Consider the following 20,883-nt stretch of genomic DNA (forward strand, 5'->3'; position numbering starts at 1 on the left):
GCAGCCGGATCATTTCGCACACGCCTTCGGCGGATTGCTTAGCGGCACCGATCGTGGGGAGTGGATCGGTCGTCTCCAGTTCAAGGATGCGCCGGAAATATCCGTGTGCTTTTAGAAGAAAACGTGCCGTCCACGGCAAGGCGAGATTTCTATTGGGAAGCAGATTTGCAGGGCCTGCCCATCGATCCATGACTGCAATGCCAGTATGCCATGACCGGCTCTCTCGGACCGGCCATGGCACTTGCCGCTTACGTCTGCATCACCTTGCCGCGTTGGCATTCATCACTGCATTGCGGTTGGCATCCAGATACTGCGCCGGGTCGCGCATGCCGGTGGTGTGGCACTGGCCGGTGGCGTGGCCGCGATTGACGCCGCCGGGCAGCTGCGCATTGACCTGCTCCACGGTGCCGTCTTCCGGGTCGTTCAACACCAGGTCCGAGGCCGCGTTGCAGTAGTCGTTGGTGTACCAGTTGGTCTTAGCGAACGAGGTGGTGTAGTAGTTGGCCTTGGCGCGCGCGTCGGCGGGAATGCCGGCCAGCCAGGCCTTGGCGCCGTCGTAGGTCATGTCCGCATTGGTGCCGCAGCCCACGCCGAACCCCGATACCACCGCGGCCAGTATGCCGGACAGATTGGTGCCCTGATAGGGCGTGCCCACCGACTGCATCACGCGCCCCCCGCTGGCGTTATCCAGGCCGCTCCAGTAGTAGGTGTACAGGTGCAGCGCGGCCATGCCGCCCTGGCTGTGCGCCACCGTTGAAAACGACGACCACTGGCTGGCGAATTGCGCGATACGCTGTGCAAACTGGTCGTTGCTGCGGTTCTGCTTGGCGTCCAGGAAGGTGGAGGCGTTGGTGAACTGCGCCTGCGGCCACACGCCGTTGGAGCAATAGCCGTGCACCAGCACCAGCTGCGATCCGGCCGCCTGCGGGCGTGCCATGGCGGTGGCCAGCGTCGACGGGCGTGGCCCCATGCGCATGCTCTCGTCGATGGCGCCGGTGGCACGCGCGATGCTGGCGCGCCGCAACGCCGGCACCTGCAGCGGCAAGCTGTCGGCCTGCACCAACGGGATGTAGTAATCGGGGTCTTCGATGCGCAGCCCACGCAGCGAGAACGGCGCACGTGCGCCGGCACGCGCGATCCAACGCTCGTCCAGGCTCAGCGGCAGCTGTCCCTGCTGCGGCGCCAGCATGCCGCCGATCCATGCCACCGGCACATCACGGCCCTTGGCATCGGTCCCCCAGACCTGACCGAACACACGATAGTGCGACGGTGCCTTGCCGCGCGCAGCCACCGGCAAGGCAAGCGCGAGCCGGGTGCCCTCGGCTGCGCGTGCGCTGAGTGCATTGCCCATCAGGCGCAGGGACGTATCCAGCACGGGCATCACATGTTCGCTGGTCCGCACGAAGGGCTGCCCGGCCTGGTCGTGGCCGCGCACGATGACCTGCGCAATCCAGGTGCCCTCGCGGCCTGGCTGGAACTTGCCGCCATACACGCCGTCGCCGGCCGCGCCATCGTTATGGGCGCCGTCGTCGGCCATCGGCAGGACGCGCACTGCGCCTTGCGGATCGATCACCCGCAGGCCGGCGGTGTCGATCTGCCCGGCTTGACTGGCGAGCAGGGTCGCACCACGCGCATCGTTGCCGCTGAGCATCGCGTTGAGCGTCAGCGACTTGCCCACCAGGTGCTGGCGGTCGCGCGGATACGAGGCCAGCTGCGTACGGGCATCGCCTTCCATCAGCACATAGCCGCGCTGCGCCAGCGGCGAGGCCGATTGCAGGTCAATGACCAGTTGCCGTTCTGTGCGGCGTCCACCGCGTAGCGCATGCCGGTGGTGCCGTTGTCCGCCGTGCCCAGCACGGTGCGTTGTGCCTGCACCTGCGGCGCGGCGGCGGCGCGTGCGCCGGCAACACGTGGTGCCGCCACGGCGGCGTCCCATGCCTGGTCGCCGGCCAGCACCATGAAACGCAGGCGGCCATTTTCCACCGGCAGCGTGCCTTGCCAGCGTGCGGCGTTACCGGCCGGCGTCAGCTCCACCGGCAACAGGGCGCTCTTGGACAGGATCGCCGACTCGGCCGGATCGGGTGCGCGCATCTGCGCGAACTCCTCAGGAGGGCCGGCCAGTTGTTTGGGCTGCAGGTCGGCCGCCGCCAGCGGCATCGACACGAGCGACAGGGTGCACATCACGGACAACAACGAGGACTTGCGCATGGCGACATCTCTCCTTGGACGTTGCGGATGCAATGCCATCGCACGCAGCAACGGCATTGGATGCAGCGCCCCCTCGCCGCGATTCGCAAAGGTTATACATCGCGCGCATGACAAGCCTGCTGTGCGCTGCAACACCTCACATGTGCAGCGTAGAAAACGCCAGGACTAGATAGCACAGACTGTGATGAGGGTCGCGGACATGCAGAAAATTGCGCTCTAATGCGTATCGAACCGCTGCCCGAGATTGATGTTCAGAACCTCACCTCGCGTGTGTTTGGCGGCTCGGCTGGACGCGCGTCATCTGTTTGATGCGTCTACAGGTTGACGGGATGCGTGAGCCTGCTCCGGGAGCAGTAATGCTCTACCCACGCGACCGAGCGTGCGATCCCGCCGAACGGAAACAGGTGCAGGCGGACATCGCCATGCGCTTTGGTCAGGCCGGCGGTGAGGCGATCAACAAAGCGGTCCGGCCCGGCCGTTCCAAGCAGCTTACCGATCGAGGCGCCGTAGTTGGACAGCATCGCCGCGCTGGCGCTCACACCGCACCTTGCGGCATAGCGGGCGAGCACCGCAACGCCGGCAGGACCTGGCACACCCACGCGCACCGGAGCGTCAATGCCACGCGCGCGCAGCGTCTCCAACCACCTCAGCACAAGGTACGCATCGAACGCGAACTGCGTAACGATCAGTGGTGCCATGCCGCGCTCGGCGATGCTGCGACACTTGCGATCCAGGACCTCCCATTGGGCGCCTGCATGCATGGCCGGATGGCCTTCCGGATGTCCCGTCACGGCGAGGCTCTGGATTCCAGCGTGCTCGAAAACGCCTGTCGCGATCAGCGACACGCTATCTGGAAACGGCCCGATCGGAGACGACGAATCACCCGCGATCACCAGGCAGTGCTCAACGCCGGCCTCATCGACGGCGCGGCTGAGGAACGCCTGCAGGTCGTCCAGCGAGGCGATGCGGCGCGCCACCAGGTGCGGCATGGGCGCAAAGCCAAGCGCGCGCACTCTGCATGCGGCGGCCAGTCGCGTCGCGGTGTCCTGGCCGGGCAGGGACGGGATGGCAATGCGGGAGCCGGGCATGATCCGCGGTGCCACTGCAGACAACGCGTCGATGTCGTTCGCGGCCACCTCCAGCGAGTAGGCGTCGATGAAGGTGCTGGTGGGCCTGGGCGTGTCTTGATGCATCAACGGGTGTGGCGTCCTTCAATCATTGGTTGGCTCCGGCACGCGTGCATGGATCGAGCGCTGCGGGACAGCGGCGTGGCTCTCATCAGCGCACCAGAGCGCGGCGCGCAGCAGCCATGCAACAGGTGCGGTCGTTGCCGTGAGGCAGCGCACGTGGCGCGCGGCGGGCGATAGCGCCCATCAGTTGGCTGCGGGTGGACGGGCGGTGGCATTGGCAGGCTGTCGCGCCAATTCGATGAAGGCACGCAGGTAGTCGATGGCGATATCGGCCTCGCGCGCGCCCAGGAAGATCTGCTTGGGAATGCCGCGCGCACCCAGCCGGACCGGCACCACGTCCATCCTTGCCGCATATTCCTCGACCAGCCAGCGTGGCATGGCGGCCACGCCGCGGCCGCTGGCCACCATCTGCATCATGATGTCGGTCGTTTCGATGGCCTTGTGGCGGCGCGGCGTGACACCGGCCGGCAGCAAGAACTGGCTGTAGATATCCAGGCGCTCCAGGTCCACGGGGTAGCTGATGAGCACCTCGCGGGTCAGCTGTTGCGGCTTGACATAGGCGGCTGACGCCAGCGCATGGCCCTTGGCCACGACCAGCACCTGTTCGTAGTCGAACACCGGCTCGAACTTCAGCCCGGGCTTGAACAGCGGGTCGGGCGTGACCAGCAGATCGATCTCATAGCCAAACAGCGCGCCAATGCCGCCGAACTGGAACTTCTGCTTCACGTCCACATCCACATCCGGCCACGTGGCCAGATAAGGCGACACCAGCTTGAGCAGCCATTGGTAGCAGGGATGGCATTCCATGCCGATGCGTAGCGCGCCGCGTTCGCCCTGCGCAAACTGCCCAAGGCGCTCTTCGGCCAGAGCCAGCTGCGGCAGCACCCGGTTCGCCACGGCCAGCAGGTATTGCCCGGCCTGGGTCAGCCGCAGGTTGCGTCCCTCGCGCAGCCACACGTCGGTGCCCAGCTGTTGCTCCAGCTTTTTCATGCTGTGGCTCAGCGCGGACTGGGTCAGGTTCAACACGCCTGCAGCGGCCGTCAGCGAGCCCTGCTGCTCGACCTGCTGGACGATGGTGAGATGGATGCGCTCGAGCATTCAGATGACCCGAATTCATGGACTGTTGAAATAACACCATTTTACTTCATCAAATGCGACCCCTAGCATCGGGGTTCGTCGTTTCAGGTTCACCCGCATGACTGTCAACGTGCCACACCCCCTCCGCGTCGTCGCGGTCTCCGGCGGGCTGCAGCGCCCCTCCAAGGCCGTCGCCCTGGCCGAACACCTGCTGGCGCTGATCGCCGCTGCCGTGCCGTGCGAGCAACATTTGATCGAACTCGGGGCGTTGGCGCCGCAGTTCGCCGCTGCGGTCTGGCGCTCGCAGCTACCGGCAACGGTGGAGCAGGAACTTGCCGCCGTAGAGCAGGCAGACGTGCTGGTGGTGGCAACGCCGGTCTATCGCGGCTCGTTCACCGGGCTGTTCAAGCACTTCTTCGATTTCATCCATCAGGATGCCCTCATCGACACCCCGGTATTGCTGGCGGCGACCGGCGGCAGCGACCGCCATGCACTGGTGATCGAGCATCAGTTGCGGCCGCTTTTCAGCTTCTTCCAGGCACGTACGTTGCCGCTGGGCGTCTACGCGACCGACCGGGATTTCCTGGACTACCGCGTGCACAACGAGGCCCTGGCCGAGCGGGCCAGACTGGCGGTGCAACGGGCACTGCCACTGATCGCATTGACGCGGCAGGCACCGGCCAGCGCCGCAACTGCGGTGGCCGCAGCCTGAGCGCCATCCACTTTACGGCTGTCCGGCGGGCCACCTGTGCTTGCCGCGACAGGATTCGTTGGTGCGTGCCGGCTGCTCCAGATGCCGGGCGCGCATCCAGCCGGCACACACCGCTGCGCCGCAGGGCGCGCGTCCCATTCGAAGAAACAAGGCGTCAGCTGCAATGACTCAGCAATTCACCTTCACCATCAAGAGCCTCCGGTTCGACGAGGACTACCAACCTTCGGCCACGACGCGCAACACCACCAACTTTGCGAACCTGGCCAGAGGGCAGCGTCGTCGGGAGAATCTGCGTAACACGCTGGCGATGATCAACAACCGCTTCAACGATCTGGCCCATTGGGATAATCCCACGCGTGACCGCTACGTTATCGAGCTCGACATCATCTCTGCCGAGATGCACATCGGCGGGCGTGACGCAGGCGATGCCTTTCCATTGATCGAGATATTGAAGCCTTCCATCGTCGATCAACACACCGGTGCGTGCATCGATGGCATCGCGGGGAATAATTTTTCGTCCTACGTACGCGACTACGATTTCAGCGTGCTGCTGCCAGCGCACAATCAGGACGGCTCAGGTTTCAACATCCCCGAGGATTTCGGCAGCCTGCACGGCACCCTGTTCAAGCACTTCGTGCACTCGGATGCCTACACCGCGCGCTTCGACAAGCCGCCGGTCATCTGCATCAGCGTCTCCACCAGCAGAACCTATCACCGCACCGGGAATCGGCACCCCATCCTGGGTGTCGAATACAGGCAGGACGCGTTCTCGCTGACCGATCAGTATTTCGAAAAAATGGGCCTGCAGGTGCGCTATTTCATGCCGCCGAACAGTGTTGCTCCCCTTGCGTTTTACTTCTTCGGCGACCTGCTCGGCGACTACACCAACCTGGAGCTGATCGGCACCATCAGCACGATGGAAACCTTCCAGAAGATTTACCGGCCAGAAATCTATAACGCCAATTCCGCAGCAGGGGCGATCTACCAGCCGAGCCTGAAGCATCAGGATTATTCGTCCACCCAGATCGTCTACGACCGGGAAGAGCGTAGCCAGCTCGCGGTGACGCAGGGCAAATTCACCGAAGAACACTTCATCCGGCCCTACGGGCATGTTCTCGCGCAATGGGCGTCCAGCCACGCTTCCTAATCAACCAGACGTAAGACATCACTCATCATGACAAAGCTGCTCCCCACCTCAACCGCCGGCAGCCTGCCCAAGCCGTCCTGGCTCGCGCAGCCGGAAACACTCTGGTCGCCCTGGAAACTGCAGGACCAGGCACTGGTCGAAGGCAAGCAGGACGCATTGCGCCTGTCGCTGCAGGAACAGCAGCACGCCGGCATCGATATCGTCAGCGACGGCGAACAGACCCGCCAGCATTTCGTTACCACGTTCATCGAACACCTCAGCGGTGTCGATTTCGAAAAGCGCGAGACGGTCAGGATCCGCGACCGCTACGATGCCAGCGTGCCGACCGTCGTTGGTGCGGTGAGCCGCCCCACATCCGTATTCGTGGACGATGCCAGATTCCTGCGTCAGCAGACCGACCAGCCCATCAAGTGGGCGCTGCCCGGTCCCATGACCATGATCGATACGCTCTTTGACGCGCACTACAAGAGCCGCGAAAAGCTGGCCTGGGAATTTGCCAAGATCCTCAATCAGGAAGCCAGGGAACTCGAAGCCGCCGGCGTGGACATCATCCAGTTCGACGAGCCGGCCTTCAATGTCTTCTTCGACGAGGTCAACGACTGGGGTGTTGCGACCCTGGAACGCGCAGTCGAAGGACTCAAATGCGAGACCGCCGTCCATATCTGCTATGGCTACGGCATCAAGGCCAATACCGATTGGAAGCAGACCCTGGGCTCGGAGTGGCGCCAGTACGAAGAGTCGTTCCCCAAGCTGCAGACATCCTCACTGGACATCGTCTCGCTGGAGTGCCACAACTCGCACGTGCCGATCGATCTGATCGAGCTGGTGCGCGGCAAGAAGGTGATGGTCGGCGCCATCGACGTGGCCAGCACAACGATCGAAACAGCCCAGGACGTGGCCGACACGCTGCGCAAGGCGCTGCGGTTTGTCGACGCCGACAAGCTCTACCCGTCCACCAACTGCGGCATGGCGCCGCTTGCGCGACACGTCGCGCGCGGCAAGCTCCACGCGCTCAGTGCAGGCGCGCAGATCGTGCGTAGAGAGCTATCAACTTAGAGACCAGCAGCGCCATAAAAAAAGCCCCCGCATGCGGGGGCTTTTTCGTGGTCCATCAAGTTGCAGAGATCAGTAATTGACCTGCAACTGCACTCGCAGCAGATCGCCTTCCACCACCGGATACGGCGCGGTGGTGACGTCGGTACGCTTCATCTTCGAATAGGCAAACACCAGTTCCAGCGCGTCCATCGGCTGCCATTCGACACCGGCTTCCACTTCGTCCAGGCGCATGCGCGGCGCATTGGTATCGAACTTGGAGCCGCCACGGTAGCTCTGCCATTTCAGGTACGGCAGCAGCGTGCCGTAATTGAAGTCGTGCGTGAACATCGCCTGCACGTAGCCGCCGCTCAGCGAACGGGTGCGGATGCGACGCTGTGCGACATCCAGCTCCGGCCCGCGGCCCACCGTCCACTCCGCCTGCAGGCCGAACGGCTGCGGGTAATAGATGACGTGCGCGGCCACGCGCTGGTCGGTATAGCCGTCAGGGTCGGTGATGGCCGGGGTGAAGCTGCGGCCATCGATGTTCACTGCCGCCGCGGTTGGTACGAAGCGCCCGCTGTAGGCATCGGCCCCCACTTCCAGGTACTGGCCATTGGCGAACTTGAACGGGTAGGTGGCGTGCACCACTGCATGCATGCCGTCGTTACGCTCGGCGCGGTTGGCGCCCTGGCCGTTGTACACGCCCGCGCCGATCACGCCATAGTCGCCCGAGCCCTTCAGGCCGGACTTGACCAGGTCCTGGAAGCGGCCCTTGGCCACGGTGGGGCTGTAGTAGAACACCGCGCCGATATCGCGTTCGTCGCGCAGGCCGGAGTTGAGCGCATCGGCACGATCCAGCGTCAGGCGGTTCTGGCTGGACTGCAGGTTTTCCCAGCCGTACGGCATTTTCGATTGGCCCACGCGCACGCGGTACTCGCGCTTCTTGTCGAAGAAGATATCGGCGTAGGCATCGCGCAGCTGCGCGAAGTTGGAGGTGGTCGAGCCGGTGGGCGTGCTGGCAAAGTCGGGCTGGAAATACAGCGACACATGCTCGTTGAGGTCGCCACTCAGCACCAGGCGTGCACGCCGGATGCCCAGGCTCTGGTCGTTGCCGATGAAGCGATCGCCTGGCGCGCGCAGGTCCTGCGCATCGCCGCCGATGCCCTGGTTGTAGCGGATCTGGGTGTAGCCGCGCAGGCTGAGCTTGTCGTACCACTTCTTGCCGGCCTCGGCCGACTTGGCCGGTGCCGGCGCAGGTGCTGCAGCGGGAGGGGCCTGGGCGATGGCGGTATCGGCCGGCGGCGCAGCACCCGGCGCCGGTGGCAGCGGTTGAGTAGGTGCGGCGGGCATTGCCGACGCCGGCAGCTTGCCGTTTTCGTCCACCTGCACGAATTTGCCCAGCTTGTCGCGGCCCGGCGCGGGCTCGGCAAAGATCTGCTTGGTCTTGCGGTCGACGTACAGCTCCAGCTCGGCGGCCAGCGTGCTGCCGCTTGCGCTCGCGCTCAGGGCGCACAGGACGGTGGCGAGATTGCGTTTTTTCATGGATCCGGCTCGTACAAGGGAAATCGGAGTCGGTGGAGCGGTCGGGCCGGTGCGCCAGCGGGCTGCACACGGCAATGGACCCTCCACCAAGATGCCCGGTCGTCCCTGACGGCGCGGCAATGGCAGCAGTTATATTTAGATTTGATGTCAGTTTGGTGACACTGGTGGCGCGTCCCTTGCGCTGTTTGTGTCAGCGGTGTGTCCGCGCGGTGTCAGTTGTGCGACCAGCGCAAGACGCGCCCCGCGCAAGCCGGAGCAACGGCGCGAGGGAGCATTGCGGCCGTAGGGCGGGGAGGTCGCGGTCTGTGCGCGATCACGCTGGCGCATTGCTCGCGCCGCATCGCTCAGCGACAGGTGCAGCGGTGGCCGCAGGCTCCCGGACACTCGCGCGCCTTCCCTGCGCGTCGACCGACCAGTTGCGTAGGGCCACTGAGCACTACATGGCGGTCAGTGACCTGGGCCACGTCGAGCAACGGGCCGCCGGTGTCGTCATCAGGCGGAGTGAGGGCCCCGCCGGTAGGGCGGTCAAGAGCAGCTAACAAACCTACTGCGCTCACCGCCAGACCGGCGCTCGGAGCGACATGTACCACTCTTACACTCCGATTCCTGCACGCCGCCTGTTCCCACCTGACGACCGCTCGCTCTGTTTTGGTAGCAACGCTTGAGCCGGCGACCATGCGGGCCAGCGTCCGCGCATCCCGCCGGAAGCAGGTCGGTGCCTGCCTCCGGTCATTGGTCACGGGCGATCGTAGCGGAGCGCTCACCCAAGGGGCGACGGCCAAGGCTGGCGGCCGCCGAGGCGATGCCTGCGGAGGGCTCAGTGCACCGCCAGCGCCGCCGCCACCGTCTCGCGCAGTGGGGTGGTCGGGCGCCCGATCAGCCGGCTCAGCGTGTGGCTGTCATCGAACAGGCTGCCGCCGCGCGAAGACGCCGAGCACTGCGCCAGCACCTGCGAAAACCCGGCCGGCACGCCCACCCGCACCAGCGCCGCGGCGTAGTCGGCCTCGGAAAGGTCGTGATAGGCCACCGGCTTGCCCGACTGCCGCGACACTTCTGCCGCGTATTCGGCCATGGTGAAGGCGGTATCGCCTGCCAGTTCATAGACCTGCCCGGCCTGCGGCGCGTCCGACGCCAGCACTGCCGCCGCTGCCACCGAGTAGTCCGCGCGCGTGGCCGTACTGATCTTGCCCTCGCCGGAGCTGCCCATTGCCCCACCGTGCTCCACCTCGGCCGCAATCGCGCCGGTGTAGTTCTCGGTGTACCAGCCGTTGCGCAGCAGCACATGCGGCACGCCGCTGTCGCGCAGCAGGGCCTCGGTGGCCACATGCTCTTCGGCCAGCGACAGCGTGCTGGTATCGGCATGCAGGATGCTGGTGTAGGCGAGCAGTTCGATCCCGGCGCGCTTGGCGGCGTCGATCACATTGCGATGCTGCGGCACGCGTGCGCCAACCGCATTGGACGACACCAGCAGCACCCGGCCGACCCCAGCAAACGCCTGGTCCAGGCTGTGCGGGTCGGCGTAGTCGGCCTGACGCACCGTGATGTCGCGTTTTGCGAACCCGGCGAGTGACGCAGTATCACGGGCCGTTGCTACGATGCGGCTGGCAGGCACCTGCTCGAGCAATGCGTCGACGACCAACGCGCCCAGTTGCCCGCTGGCGCCGGTGACAAGGATCAGGGGGGAAGCATGTGCCATGGTGCGCTCCAATAGGTTTAGAGAAGAGGTTTGGTCTAGTATTTAGACCTCTTGGTCCGCGAGCTTATTGTCAGGACCGCTCGGTGCTTCGCAAGGAGGCAGTTTTTCTCCCCCTGGTTACTGTGAGATACCCCGTGAATGCGATTGCCATGTTCCCGCCGCCGCCTTCCCTCGAAGGTCCCTTCGACGCCACCAAGTGCCCCGTGCGTGATGTGCTGGACCAGATTGGCGATAAGTGGACTCTGCTGATCCTGTTGACGCTGATCCCTGGCCCGTCCCGCTTCAGCGCCATCCAGCGCGCCGTGCCGGACATCTCCAAGCGGATGCTGACCCAGACCCTGCGCAACCTCGAGCGCAACGGCATGATCACCCGCAAGGTCTACGCCACCAAGCCGCCCAGCGTGGAGTACGCGCTCTCCAAGCTCGGTGTCGCGCTGCTGGGCCCGGTGTCGCAACTGCTGAACTGGGCAGGCGAACACCACGCCAGCATCCGTGCCGCCCGCGAGCGATTCGATCACGCCCAGACCGCGGGGCTGACCGAAGCCAACGGCGCGATCGCCTGAGTCGGCTGCATCGCCGCACGGGCTGCTGCGGCATGCAGGTGCGCGCTGGCGGCCGAGCCGAGTGCGGCGTCAGGCGGACGCGCAGGGTGGGTGTGCGCGTGATTGCGTCTGGCGCGTGGCGTAGGCACGGTCATGCATTGATGGCAGTGCGCCGGCCAGACGCGCCTACCCGCCATCGGTGCTCGCGCCCCGCGCTGAGCCGGCGATGCGGTGACGAATTTCGCTGCGTTGTTGGCGCCAGGGATCGCCTGCCACGCACAGGCGGTGCAATCCTGGTCTCAAGCCACTGCATTGCAGGTGTTCACTCGGCGCGGCATCCGGTGTTTGAGTCTTGGTGCCTGGCGACGCGTTGCCGATCGAATGGGTGCCGGGCACAAGATCGTGCCCGGCATCGCTCGACTGCCCTATCGCCGCCCGGAGCGGCGCCAGGACACCCGGATCCAGCCGATACCAGCAGCGCCAAGGCTGCTGACCGTCCCGACCCGTATCCAGTGGGCGCCATGCATCGGAGCGAGCGCTGCGCCCAATGCAAACCCGATCAACCCGAGTGCGGCCACCTTGCGGCGGTCTGCCAACTCCCAGGCCTTCTTCGCGTGTTTCACGCGCAGCGCTTCCTGACCAGCAGGATCCCCGTGCAACACCGCCTGCGCAATCGCATCTGCCTGAAAGGGTGTCATCGCTGGCTGCATACTCATGAGAAGTGGTGCGAGGTGCGTTGTCGACCTTGCCACTGACGTTGCCTGCTCACAGGACCGCAGCGACGTATATACGGTCCGGCCGACGCGCGGCGAGTGCAGCTGGCAGCATTGCTGGTGGCAGGTTCGATATGCGTGCCTGTGTAGGGCAGGCAGATTAAACTGGCAATGTCCGCAAGGCAGGCGAACCTGCAGGACGATCCAGAAACGCGTCGAACAAGGTCACCAATTCCTCCGCAAAGTGTGGGTCGTCCAGCAGGGCAGGGCGCTCGGCAGTGACCATATGAATGATTGCATGCGCAGACATGCTCACCATGCAAATCGCCAGGTCCGGATCCGGCACATTGCGCATCAAAGGCCTCATGGCCTGCATGAAATGATCGCGCAGCGGCTGGTTGTCATGCTCCGCGAATCGAACAGTGCGTGGCAACTCATCGTGGATCGCTCGATGCAAGGCCGGCGCGACGCGGTGCTCGTCGATCAACAGCCTGACCAGGGTTGCGAGCACCTCGCGTAGCGCTGGCTGCTCGGGCAGGTTCATCAGGATCGCGCTTAGGTCCGCATGGGTGTCGTCGGCATGCCGGCGCTGCAGCTCGGCAATGATCGCCTCCTTGTTCGGGAAGAACTGATACAGCGATGCAATGTTGACGCCAGCGCGCTCAGCGATCGCATTGGTGGTCAACCCGTCCCAGCCAACCGTGGTCAAAATGTAAGTCGCGGCCTGAACGATCGCGTCCACCGTGGCCCTAGAGCGCGCCTGGGCGGGAATCGTCCTGGGTTTCAGGGCGGTCTTCTTCATGGCGGGCAGCGCACCGGAATGTGAGTTTTCGAAAGCCAGGCATCAACTTACGATTTACTCCATGAACACACAGCTGCCGCGTCATTGGGACGCCTTCCAGGCCGCGAATCGCTTTCGCAGGGCGATCCGCAAGTTTCAACCAGAACCCATCCCGGAGCAAGATATCCGGGCCATACTCGAAGAAGCCTCGCTCGCACCATCCAGCGGCAATCTTCAGCCCTATCAGCTGCACTGGATCCGCACACCGACCATGAAGAAAGCGCTGGCAGCGGCCTGCAATGGGCAGAAATCCGCAGCCTCCGCCGCCGACTTCGTGGTGGTGGTGGCCAGTCCTGCGCTGGGCAGGCGCACGATTGCCGCACAGCACACCTATGTCGAAAGCGCATCCGAACTACCCGCCGAATCCAAAGCCTACTATCGCAAGCAATTGGGCATGTTCCAGAAGATCCTCGGCCTGGGCTCGTCGATCCTGTGGTCCCCGCTGCTGCTCCTGGTCACGGCACTACGTCCCAGCCTGTCGTTGCTGCCCATCGGTCACACAGGTAGCCGCCACTGGGCAGCGCGCAATGCCATCTTCGCTGCGCAGACACTGATGCTCGCCGCTGCTGCGAAAGGCATCGACTCCTGCCCGATGGAGGGGTTCTCGGCCAGCCAGGTCGCCAGGCTGCTGCGACTCCCCAGAGGCGCAGTCATCCCGCTGGTCATTGCGCTGGGCTACCGTGCGGACGATGCAAGAATCGAACACCGCTGGCGACTTGCCGCAAGCGACTCGGTGATTCTGCATTAACTACCAGTGATCGCTCCATACCGGAGCTGTCCCCGACGCGGGTTGCAACTCTTGCAGAAAGACATCATCTGCCTAAGCGGCAGTGTGGCGGGAATCCTGTATCGCCAAGGCGAATGTTCTCCGGATCGCCATGGCATGGCCGGGGCATCGATGCTGCCATCTTTGCGTCCTTGGAGGAGCTGAAAAAACCGACTGCGCAGCAACCAGACGGGAGTGGCCAGCGCTTGGAATCGGCTTGGACCACTCAGGCGCTCCGGTTCTGCGCGCGCTTCCACATCCGCCTGACGATTGCTCGCTACGCACTACTAGCCCATTGAGTTCTCCACCCCGAGCGACGACGGCGACTGCCCGGAGCCGATGCAATGGTTGAAGTAAGCGCCGGTGCGCCTTGCTCCGCTCCACCTGGCCTTCAAGCAGTTCGGACCTTGAAACGGACGAATTGTCAGCCGTGCGGGCTACCTGTCCGGTCGTATGCCTTTATATAGTGCTTGGTGGGTAGCGATGTGCCAGTGGCGAGGATCTTGCCGCTCTGCCGATCAACGATGTATGGGGAATTTCCCGCAATGGCGTACTGAAAATCGCCGGTCTCGTGTCACTTGCGAGAGGCGTAAAAGAAAATCCAGCCCCAGGGCCGCTCGATGGTCTGGCCTTCCAGCACGACCAGTGCGTCTGCGTCCGAAACGCCGCCTTCGCTATCTGCGATTTGAGCAGTGACGAGTGCATGCGCTTGCTCCTTAGTGATCAGTGACCACTGACGGCTAACGCTTGAATGAGTTGTTGGGCAGTGAGTGGCCGCGGAGGTTGGATGGTGCAACCATGTTCCCCAGCACTGCCGCCTGAGCCGAGTGTGTCGCAGGTTGTGGGATGGAGCTTGCCCCGCGATGCCCCGGTGCGGGGGTGCCACCGAAGCAAAATGCAATTAGCGCAGCGCAGTAACAACGTTGGCGTACGAAGCCCCGAACTTGCCGCCCCCCGCAGCGGTGATGACTCCCACCCGGAGCCGACCGCTTGCATGCCAGCGAAACGACCGAAGCCGGACGCACCAACTGACTTGCTCCACCACCGCCTAACTTCTATTGGACCGCCTAAACATTGCGGGTTCGGCAGTACGGCCTACGCACCGAGCAGTCCTATCTGAACTGGATACGACGCTTCATCCTGGCCAGCGGCAAGCGCCATCCGGCGCAGATGGGGCAGGCGGAGGTCGAGGCGTTCCTCACTCGTCTGGCGATCGATGGGCGGGTGTCTGCGGGGACGCAGAACCAAGCGTTGGCCGCGTTGCTGTTCCTCTACCGAGGGGTTCTGCGTATCGAGCTGCCGTGGATGGAAAATCTGGTGCGTGCTGCTGTGCGGCGCGAGTGCTGAACCAGTACCGGCACGCTTCACGCAGCCGGCGACAGCTACCGACGCTGGTGCAGTCGCAGCAACGCCTCAGCCATCCAGCAACGCCTTATCCCGCACCGCCCCCTTGTCCGCACTGGTCGCCAGCAACGCATACGCCTTCAGCGCGGTGGTGACCTTGCGTGGGCGCAGCTCGACCGGCTTCCAGCCCGTCGCATCCTGGGCGGTGCGGCGTGCGGCCAGTTCTTCATCGGTGATCAGCAGATCGATCGAGCGCTTGGGAATATCGATCAGGATCTTGTCGCCGTCGCGTACCAGGCCAATCGCGCCGCCTGCCGCCGCTTCCGGCGACGCATGGCCGATCGACAGTCCCGAGGTGCCGCCGGAAAAACGGCCGTCGGTGAGCAGGGCGCAATGCTTGCCCAGGCCCTTGGATTTCAGGTAGCTGGTGGGGTACAGCATCTCCTGCATGCCGGGGCCGCCCTTGGGGCCTTCGTAGCGGATCACGACGATGTCGCCGGCGACCACCTGGTCGGCAAGGATGCCCTTGACCGCTGCGTCCTGGCTCTCGTAAACGCGCGCATTGCCTTCGAACACGTGGATGGATTCGTCCACGCCAGCAGTTTTCACCACGCAGCCGTCGCGGGCGATATTGCCGTACAGCACGGCCAGGCCGCCTTCCTGCGAGAACGCATGCGCCACGTCGCGGATACAGCCGTCGCTGCGGTCGGCATCCAGGGTGTCCCAGCGCGTGGCCTGGCTGAAGGCGATCTGCGTGGGAATGCCGGCCGGGCCGGCCTTGTAGAATGTGAGCACCTTTTCATCGTCGGTCCGGGTGATGTCCCATTGCGCGATGGCATCGGCAAGGGTGCGCGCATGCACGGTGGCAGCGTTGGTGTGCAGCAAGCCGCCGCGTGCCAGCTCGCCAAGAATGGCCATGATGCCGCCGGCGCGATGCACGTCTTCGATATGGTACTTCGGCGTATTCGGCGCCACCTTGCACAGCTGCGGCACGCGCTTGGACAGGCGGTCGATATCGCGCATGCCGAACGGCACCTCGCCTTCCTGCGCGGCGGCCAGCAGATGCAGGATGGTGTTGGTCGAGCCACCCATGGCGATATCCAGCGTCATCGCATTTTCGAAGGCGTCGAAGGTGGCGATGCCGCGCGGCAATGCGGTGGGATCTTCGCCGCCATACCAGCGGTGGCACAGTTCCACTGCGACGCGTCCGGCACGCAGGAACAGTTGTTCGCGGTCGGCGTGCGTTGCCACCACGGTGCCATTGCCCGGCAGCGACAGCCCCAGCGCTTCGGTCAGGCAGTTCATCGAGTTGGCGGTGAACATGCCCGAGCACGAGCCGCAGGTGGGGCAGGCGCTGCGTTCGAATTCGGCGACCCTTTCGTCGGAGGCGCTGTTGTCGGCGGCGATCACCATCGCATCGATCAGGTCGAGCTTGTGCTCGGCCAGCTTGGTCTTGCCGGCTTCCATCGGGCCGCCGGAGACGAACACGGTGGGGATGTTGAGGCGCAGTGCAGCCATCAACATGCCGGGGGTGATCTTGTCGCAATTGGAAATGCACACCAGCGCGTCGGCGCAATGCGCGTTGACCATGTATTCGACCGAGTCGGCGATGATTTCGCGGCTGGGCAGCGAATACAGCATGCCGTCGTGGCCCATCGCGATGCCGTCGTCCACGGCGATGGTGTCGAACTCCTTGGCCACCCCACCGACGCGCTCGATCTCGCGCGCGACCAACTGCCCAAGATCCTTCAGGTGCACATGCCCGGGCACGAACTGGGTGAACGAATTGGCGATGGCGATGATGGGCTTGTGGAAGTCGCCATCCTTCATGCCGGTGGCGCGCCAGAGCGCGCGCGCGCCAGCCATGTTGCGGCCGTGGGTGGAAGTCTTGGAGCGGTATTCGGGCATGGCGGATTCAACGACGAGGGCGAGCGGTGGCTGGCAATTAGACCGCGCCAGGACTGTTGCTGCTGCAACCGTCAAGGCGCGCTCCGATGATCCCGCACGGTAGCATGCAGTTGTCGCGCGCACGCGCGGCCGAAAGTGGCGAACGTACGGGCGATACCGTCGAGCGACCGGCCAACAATCCTGCGCCGAACGGTTCATCCCTGTGCGTGACATCGGTGATGCGTTGCCATTGCCCGTGAGCGTGGGCGGTTTAGACTCAGCGCATGAGCGCTCTTGTGTCCTGCCGCGCGGGCTGTGCCGCCTGTTGCATTGCCCCTTCCATCAGTTCGCCGATTCCGGGCATGCCGCAGGGCAAGCCGGCCGGGGTGCGCTGTGTGCAACTGGATGCGCAGTTGGGCTGCCGCCTGTTCGGGCAGCCGAGCCGCCCGGCGGTCTGCGCGAGCCTGCGTCCGTCAGTGGAAATGTGCGGCAGCTCGCGCACGCAGGCGTTGGCGATGCTGGCCGCCCTGGAGCGTGCGACGCAGCCCTGAAGGTCAGGAAGGTGCCGCTGCCGATGTGGATCGGCAGCGACATCGGCAGCGTCGACGCGCGCTCAACCGTTGGCGTCGGCCTTGCGCCCGGCAAATACGCGCTTGATGCCGGCGCCCAGCGCCAGCACGCCCAACAGCACCAGCTTCCAGCCCTTGGCCAGCAGCAGGCCCAGCTTGGCGAACAGCCCGGCCTTGGCCGCCAGGCCACCGCCGATCAGGCCGGCCAGGCCGTAGCTGGCGATCTTGTCGGTGGACGGGTTGTGGTCGGCATAGCGTGCGCCCTGGTCGAACTCGGTCATCGGCAGCAGCTGCTGCATGCCCTGACGCACCTGATCGAGCTGGCCCATGCCGGCGACGGCATTGAGGCTCAGATAGCCGCTGCGTCCCAACACGCGGATGTCGTAATTGAGCGTGTGCTGCTGGGCGCCATCGAAGCGCAGTTCCTTTGCCCAGTAGAGCTTCTTGCTGCCGGCGTCGTAGCGCGGCGGCACGGCCCAGCCGAGCAGGTCGACCGTGCCGTACCCCTGTTCGCGCCGTGCGGCGTTGTCCTCGGCGGTGCCTTTCTGCATCTGTTCCAGCAGTTCGCTGTAATCGATCTTGGCGGCGTCCTCGTCGGACACATAGCCCTCATCGCTGTAGGTCACCACCACCGCCCAGCTGTCCGGTGCATCCAGCGCAGGCGTCCGCGGCACGATCATGCCCAGCACGCTGTCGTCGGGCGGGTTGCCCCACAGCTGCTCGAGCACGCGGCGCGTATCGGCCTTGTCTAGATAACGGAAGGCCGGGTCCAGATCGAAGTGCGCCTTGGCCTGCGGCACGGCGATATGGCCGTCGTGATAGTGGAGTGCAGAGAGCACTTGCGCCTCGTCCGCGGCCTCGGCCGGTACGGCGAGCAGCAGCGGGCTTGCAACCAGCAGGCAGGCGGCCAGCAGGCCGCGCAGGACAACGGAACTGTGCATCAGGTCGAATCCATTCGATGGCAGCGTCCCCACGCCGCAGGGCGCAGATTCTGCCATGCGTTCACACGGCAGACAACGGGTCAGCGCACGCTGGCGATACCCAGGTACTGATCCTTGAGCCGCACATAATGCTGGGCCGAGTAATGCAGGCTTTCGATTTCCTTGTCGCTGAGCGTGCGCGCCAGGCGGGCGGGGTTGCCCAGCCACAACTCTGCCTCGCCGACCACCTTGCCCGGTCCGACCACTGCACCGGCACCAACAAATCCGTAGCGTTTGATGGTGGCGCCATCGAGCACGCAGGCGCCCATGCCGATCAGGCAGAGGTCTTCGATGGTGCAGGCATGCAGGATGGTGCCGTGGCCCACGGTGACGTCGGCGCCGATCACGGTCGGGTAGCCGGCCTTGTTGAACGGGCTGTGGTGGCTGACGTGGATGATGGTGCCGTCCTGCACGTTGGCACGCGCGCCGATCTGCACATGATTGACGTCGCCGCGGATCACCGTGCCCGGCCACACCGACACATCGTCGCCGAGGCTTACCTTGCCGATGATGGTGCAGGCCGGGTCGATATAGACGCGCTCGCCCAGTTGCGGGGTGTGGTCCAGAAACGGGCGAATCGGGGTCACGGCATTCTCCGGCAAGTCGGCGCGCCGCCAGATGCGGACACGGTGTGGATGATACCCGGGCCGTGATGGTGACTGCGGAAGGGCCCAGGTCTTACCGCGGAAGTGCATCTGCAGGCGCGGCGATGTGCTGCCGGCAGCGGACTGTACGCCGGCGGACCACGAGGCAGTGGGCGCTTGCCGCTGGTGTGCAAGGCTGCGATCGCAGACCACAGACCACAGACCTCGGTGACTGCACTGTCGAGTAGTAGCAACCGCACGCACGTATCGCCGTGTTATTGGCTGGCAGCCGCAGTGCGTTGCGATCAGGCGACGCTATCGGTATCGCGACCAACCGTTCTGGTATGTCTTTGCGACAGCGCCAGGACTGGCGGTCGTTGCTCATCGCAGCGATGGACGTCGCCTACCACGGCGTGAAGTCGATCGCGCGTCCGAACGCGTGGTCGCCCAAGCGAAGCCCAATCTCGTCACGTCCGATAAGCGCACAGCACTGCGGTGATCCGGCTTGAACAGTGCCTGCGATCGGCCTAGCGTGCGTGCAGTTGCGGTGCGATGGCGAGTTCCGGGCGACGCGAACATCGCTTTCTCCCGCTCGCCGTCATTGCAGTGCCGCGCAAGTTGCTGTCGATGCACGACCACCCGCACCCCGCTCTGCAAGAACATTCCCTTCTCCACAGGACACCCCGATGCTCCAAAGCGCTTCAACACCTGCGTCCTTCGTGCTGGAGCGCATGACGCCTTTTCAGTGGCGGGCAGTGGCGATCTGCGTGCTGCTGACAATGCTCGACGGTTTCGACGTGATGGCGATGGCGTTCACCGCGCCGCATGTGTCGGCGGATTGGCAGTTGTCGGGAAAGTCGTTGGGGATGTTGTTCAGTGCCGGGCTGGTGGGCATGGCAGTGGGGTCGTTGGTACTGGCGCCGTTGGCTGACCGCATCGGCCGCCGTGCGCTGACGCTGATTTGCCTGGCCATTCTCACCGTGGGTATGGGCGCCTCGGCGCTGGCCGGCAACGCCTGGCAACTGGGGGCGCTGCGGGCGTTCACCGGTATCGGGATCGGCGGCATAATGGCGTGCGTGGCGGTGACGGCTGCCGAGTATTCGACCGCCCGCTGGCGCAGTACGGCCACGGTGCTGCAGGCAACCGGCTACCCGGTGGGCGCAACCGTGGGCGGGGCGATCGCGGCGCTGCTGTTGCAGCACTGGTCGTGGCCCTCGGTATTTCTGCTTGGCGCACTGGGCTCGTTGGCGTGCATGCCGCTGGTGCTTGCCTTTCTGCCGGAGTCGCTGGAGTTCCTGATAGCCCGCCGGCCGCCGAATGCACATGCGCGCTTCAACGCAGTGCTGGCGCGAATGGGGATGCCGGCCTCGCCGCAATTGCCGCCGCCGCCGGTACAGACGGCCGGGCAGGGCTATGCCGCGCTGTTCGTCGGCGCGGTGCGGCGGCAGTCGCTGCTGATCGCGCTGGCGTTCTTTCTGCTGATGTTCTCGTTCTACTTCGTACTCAGCTGGACGCCCAAGCTGCTGGTGACCGCAGGGCTGTCGGCCGCTCAGGGCGTGACCGGCGGGGTGCTGTTGAATCTGGGCGGTATCGCGGGCGGTACGCTGTTCAGTTGGCTGGCGCTGCGCGCGCGGCTGTCGCGGCTCACGGCCGGTGCGTTGATCCTGGTGGCGGTGGCGATGCTTGCGTTCGGGCTGAGCAGCGCGGTGCTGAGCTGGGCCTTCGTGACCGCCCTGTTGACCGGTGCGGCAATGACCGCCGCCATGGGAGGGCTGTATGCGATAGCGTCGGTGGTATTCCCGGCAGCCGTACGCTCTACCGGCATGGGCTGGGCGATCGGCGTGGGCCGCTTCGGCGCGATCCTGTCGCCCCTGTGTGCGGGGGTGGTGCTGGACGCCGGGTGGACGCCGGCCATGTTGTACCTGGCCTGCGACGTGCCGCTGCTGTTCGCTGCCGCCGCCGTGGTGGCGATGCGCTTGCCGGATCGCTGAACCGCTCAGCCGGCCGTGCTCGACCGTGTGAATCGGCCTGTCCAGCACGGATCGGCGGA

The 20,883-nt window shown here is 64.9% G+C and carries 16 protein-coding genes, 1 other RNA gene and 2 pseudogenes; 9 read left to right on the forward strand and 10 right to left on the reverse strand.

Annotated elements, in window-relative coordinates:
- Window positions 1-259 precede the first annotated feature (259 nt).
- The 3 genes and pseudogenes from XCSCFBP4642_RS23915 to XCSCFBP4642_RS0103015 all read right to left on the reverse strand — a co-directional run bounded on the left by XCSCFBP4642_RS23915 (window position 260) and on the right by XCSCFBP4642_RS0103015 (window position 4,496).
- Window positions 260-2,208, reverse strand: a pseudogene (locus tag XCSCFBP4642_RS23915) (choice-of-anchor X domain-containing protein).
- 314 nt (window positions 2,209-2,522) lie between these two features.
- Window positions 2,523-3,404: a methylenetetrahydrofolate reductase gene (locus tag XCSCFBP4642_RS0103010; RefSeq protein WP_029218481.1), complete on the reverse strand. Its 882-nt coding sequence runs from the start codon at window positions 3,402-3,404 to the stop codon at window positions 2,523-2,525.
- Window positions 3,405-3,581: 177 nt separating this feature from the next.
- Window positions 3,582-4,496 carry a LysR family transcriptional regulator gene (locus tag XCSCFBP4642_RS0103015; protein ID WP_029218482.1) on the reverse strand — a complete coding sequence of 305 codons (915 nt, stop codon included), beginning with the start codon at window positions 4,494-4,496 and terminating at the stop codon, window positions 3,582-3,584.
- 97 nt (window positions 4,497-4,593) lie between these two features.
- On the opposite strand from XCSCFBP4642_RS0103015, the gene msuE reads away from it, so the two are divergent.
- The 3 genes from msuE (at window position 4,594) to XCSCFBP4642_RS0103030 (ending at window position 7,390) form a co-directional block, all read left to right on the forward strand.
- Window positions 4,594-5,187: an FMN reductase gene (msuE, locus tag XCSCFBP4642_RS0103020; protein ID WP_033897931.1), complete on the forward strand. Its 594-nt coding sequence runs from the start codon at window positions 4,594-4,596 to the stop codon at window positions 5,185-5,187.
- A 163-nt stretch (window positions 5,188-5,350) separates the two neighbouring features.
- A complete protein-coding gene (locus tag XCSCFBP4642_RS0103025) occupies window positions 5,351-6,334 on the forward strand; it encodes a DUF1852 domain-containing protein (protein WP_029218484.1) in 984 nt (327 codons plus the stop codon).
- A gap of 27 nt (window positions 6,335-6,361) precedes the next feature.
- Window positions 6,362-7,390, forward strand: coding sequence for a methionine synthase (locus XCSCFBP4642_RS0103030; protein ID WP_029218485.1), 1,029 nt, complete (start codon window positions 6,362-6,364; stop codon window positions 7,388-7,390).
- A 69-nt stretch (window positions 7,391-7,459) separates the two neighbouring features.
- On the opposite strand, the gene XCSCFBP4642_RS0103035 is transcribed toward XCSCFBP4642_RS0103030, so the two are convergent.
- Window positions 7,460-8,911, reverse strand: a complete 1,452-nt coding sequence (locus XCSCFBP4642_RS0103035; protein ID WP_029218486.1) for an OprO/OprP family phosphate-selective porin — start codon at window positions 8,909-8,911, stop codon at window positions 7,460-7,462.
- 581 nt (window positions 8,912-9,492) lie between these two features.
- On the opposite strand from XCSCFBP4642_RS0103035, the gene XCSCFBP4642_RS26355 reads away from it, so the two are divergent.
- Window positions 9,493-9,568, forward strand: a non-coding RNA gene (locus tag XCSCFBP4642_RS26355) — sX9 sRNA.
- A gap of 160 nt (window positions 9,569-9,728) precedes the next feature.
- Here XCSCFBP4642_RS26355 and XCSCFBP4642_RS0103045 read toward each other — a convergent pair.
- On the reverse strand, window positions 9,729-10,607 hold the full coding sequence (locus XCSCFBP4642_RS0103045; protein WP_029218487.1) for an SDR family oxidoreductase: 879 nt from the start codon (window positions 10,605-10,607) through the stop codon (window positions 9,729-9,731).
- Between the two features lie 134 nt (window positions 10,608-10,741).
- Here XCSCFBP4642_RS0103045 and XCSCFBP4642_RS0103050 point away from each other — a divergent pair, with 134 nt between their 5' ends.
- Window positions 10,742-11,170, forward strand: coding sequence for a winged helix-turn-helix transcriptional regulator (locus XCSCFBP4642_RS0103050; RefSeq protein ID WP_029218488.1), 429 nt, complete (start codon window positions 10,742-10,744; stop codon window positions 11,168-11,170).
- A gap of 404 nt (window positions 11,171-11,574) precedes the next feature.
- Here the strand turns inward: XCSCFBP4642_RS0103050 and XCSCFBP4642_RS0103055 are convergent, their stop codons facing one another.
- Window positions 11,575-11,847, reverse strand: a complete 273-nt coding sequence (locus tag XCSCFBP4642_RS0103055) for a hypothetical protein (protein WP_029218489.1) — start codon at window positions 11,845-11,847, stop codon at window positions 11,575-11,577.
- Window positions 11,848-12,022: 175 nt separating this feature from the next.
- Window positions 12,023-12,664: a TetR/AcrR family transcriptional regulator gene (locus tag XCSCFBP4642_RS0103060; protein ID WP_033897932.1), complete on the reverse strand. Its 642-nt coding sequence runs from the start codon at window positions 12,662-12,664 to the stop codon at window positions 12,023-12,025.
- A 61-nt stretch (window positions 12,665-12,725) separates the two neighbouring features.
- Between XCSCFBP4642_RS0103060 and XCSCFBP4642_RS0103065 the strand changes: the two genes are divergently transcribed.
- Together XCSCFBP4642_RS0103065 and XCSCFBP4642_RS0103070 are read left to right on the forward strand one after the other, a co-directional pair.
- Window positions 12,726-13,451: a nitroreductase family protein gene (locus tag XCSCFBP4642_RS0103065; RefSeq protein WP_029218491.1), complete on the forward strand. Its 726-nt coding sequence runs from the start codon at window positions 12,726-12,728 to the stop codon at window positions 13,449-13,451.
- Between the two features lie 1,092 nt (window positions 13,452-14,543).
- Window positions 14,544-14,795 (forward strand): annotated as a pseudogene (locus XCSCFBP4642_RS0103070) (phage integrase N-terminal SAM-like domain-containing protein); the annotation flags it as partial.
- Between the two features lie 87 nt (window positions 14,796-14,882).
- Here XCSCFBP4642_RS0103070 and ilvD read toward each other — a convergent pair.
- Complete coding sequence (gene ilvD / locus XCSCFBP4642_RS0103075; RefSeq protein ID WP_029218493.1) at window positions 14,883-16,721, reverse strand: dihydroxy-acid dehydratase; 1,839 nt, start codon at window positions 16,719-16,721, stop codon at window positions 14,883-14,885.
- A gap of 263 nt (window positions 16,722-16,984) precedes the next feature.
- Between ilvD and XCSCFBP4642_RS0103080 the strand changes: the two genes are divergently transcribed.
- A complete protein-coding gene (locus XCSCFBP4642_RS0103080; protein WP_084624381.1) occupies window positions 16,985-17,251 on the forward strand; it encodes a YkgJ family cysteine cluster protein in 267 nt (88 codons plus the stop codon).
- A gap of 62 nt (window positions 17,252-17,313) precedes the next feature.
- Here XCSCFBP4642_RS0103080 and XCSCFBP4642_RS0103085 read toward each other — a convergent pair whose 3' ends face one another.
- Complete coding sequence (locus XCSCFBP4642_RS0103085) at window positions 17,314-18,210, reverse strand: DUF2167 domain-containing protein (RefSeq protein WP_029218495.1); 897 nt, start codon at window positions 18,208-18,210, stop codon at window positions 17,314-17,316.
- Between the two features lie 80 nt (window positions 18,211-18,290).
- Window positions 18,291-18,836 carry a gamma carbonic anhydrase family protein gene (locus XCSCFBP4642_RS0103090; protein WP_029218496.1) on the reverse strand — a complete coding sequence of 182 codons (546 nt, stop codon included), beginning with the start codon at window positions 18,834-18,836 and terminating at the stop codon, window positions 18,291-18,293.
- 683 nt (window positions 18,837-19,519) lie between these two features.
- On the opposite strand from XCSCFBP4642_RS0103090, the gene XCSCFBP4642_RS0103095 reads away from it, so the two are divergent.
- Window positions 19,520-20,824: an MFS transporter gene (locus tag XCSCFBP4642_RS0103095; protein WP_029218497.1), complete on the forward strand. Its 1,305-nt coding sequence runs from the start codon at window positions 19,520-19,522 to the stop codon at window positions 20,822-20,824.
- The last annotated feature ends 59 nt before the right edge of the window (window positions 20,825-20,883 follow it).

The organism is Xanthomonas cassavae CFBP 4642, from assembly GCF_000454545.1.
Lineage (GTDB): Bacteria > Pseudomonadota > Gammaproteobacteria > Xanthomonadales > Xanthomonadaceae > Xanthomonas > Xanthomonas cassavae.

Bases quoted from the DNA above. Each gene is read 5' to 3' on its own strand.
- XCSCFBP4642_RS0103015 (WP_029218482.1), bottom strand. From the start codon at position 4,496: ATGCTCGAGCGCATCCATCTCACCATCGTCCAGCAGGTCGAGCAGCAG.
- msuE (WP_033897931.1), top strand. From the start codon at position 4,594: ATGACTGTCAACGTGCCACACCCCCTCCGCGTCGTCGCGGTCTCCGGC.
- XCSCFBP4642_RS0103025 (WP_029218484.1), top strand. From the start codon at position 5,351: ATGACTCAGCAATTCACCTTCACCATCAAGAGCCTCCGGTTCGACGAG.
- XCSCFBP4642_RS0103030 (WP_029218485.1), top strand. From the start codon at position 6,362: ATGACAAAGCTGCTCCCCACCTCAACCGCCGGCAGCCTGCCCAAGCCG.
- XCSCFBP4642_RS0103035 (WP_029218486.1), bottom strand. From the start codon at position 8,911: ATGAAAAAACGCAATCTCGCCACCGTCCTGTGCGCCCTGAGCGCGAGC.
- XCSCFBP4642_RS0103045 (WP_029218487.1), bottom strand. From the start codon at position 10,607: ATGGCACATGCTTCCCCCCTGATCCTTGTCACCGGCGCCAGCGGGCAA.
- XCSCFBP4642_RS0103055 (WP_029218489.1), bottom strand. From the start codon at position 11,847: ATGACACCCTTTCAGGCAGATGCGATTGCGCAGGCGGTGTTGCACGGG.
- XCSCFBP4642_RS0103060 (WP_033897932.1), bottom strand. From the start codon at position 12,664: ATGAAGAAGACCGCCCTGAAACCCAGGACGATTCCCGCCCAGGCGCGC.
- XCSCFBP4642_RS0103065 (WP_029218491.1), top strand. From the start codon at position 12,726: ATGAACACACAGCTGCCGCGTCATTGGGACGCCTTCCAGGCCGCGAAT.
- ilvD (WP_029218493.1), bottom strand. From the start codon at position 16,721: ATGCCCGAATACCGCTCCAAGACTTCCACCCACGGCCGCAACATGGCT.
- XCSCFBP4642_RS0103080 (WP_084624381.1), top strand. From the start codon at position 16,985: ATGAGCGCTCTTGTGTCCTGCCGCGCGGGCTGTGCCGCCTGTTGCATT.
- XCSCFBP4642_RS0103085 (WP_029218495.1), bottom strand. From the start codon at position 18,210: ATGCACAGTTCCGTTGTCCTGCGCGGCCTGCTGGCCGCCTGCCTGCTG.
- XCSCFBP4642_RS0103095 (WP_029218497.1), top strand. From the start codon at position 19,520: ATGCTCCAAAGCGCTTCAACACCTGCGTCCTTCGTGCTGGAGCGCATG.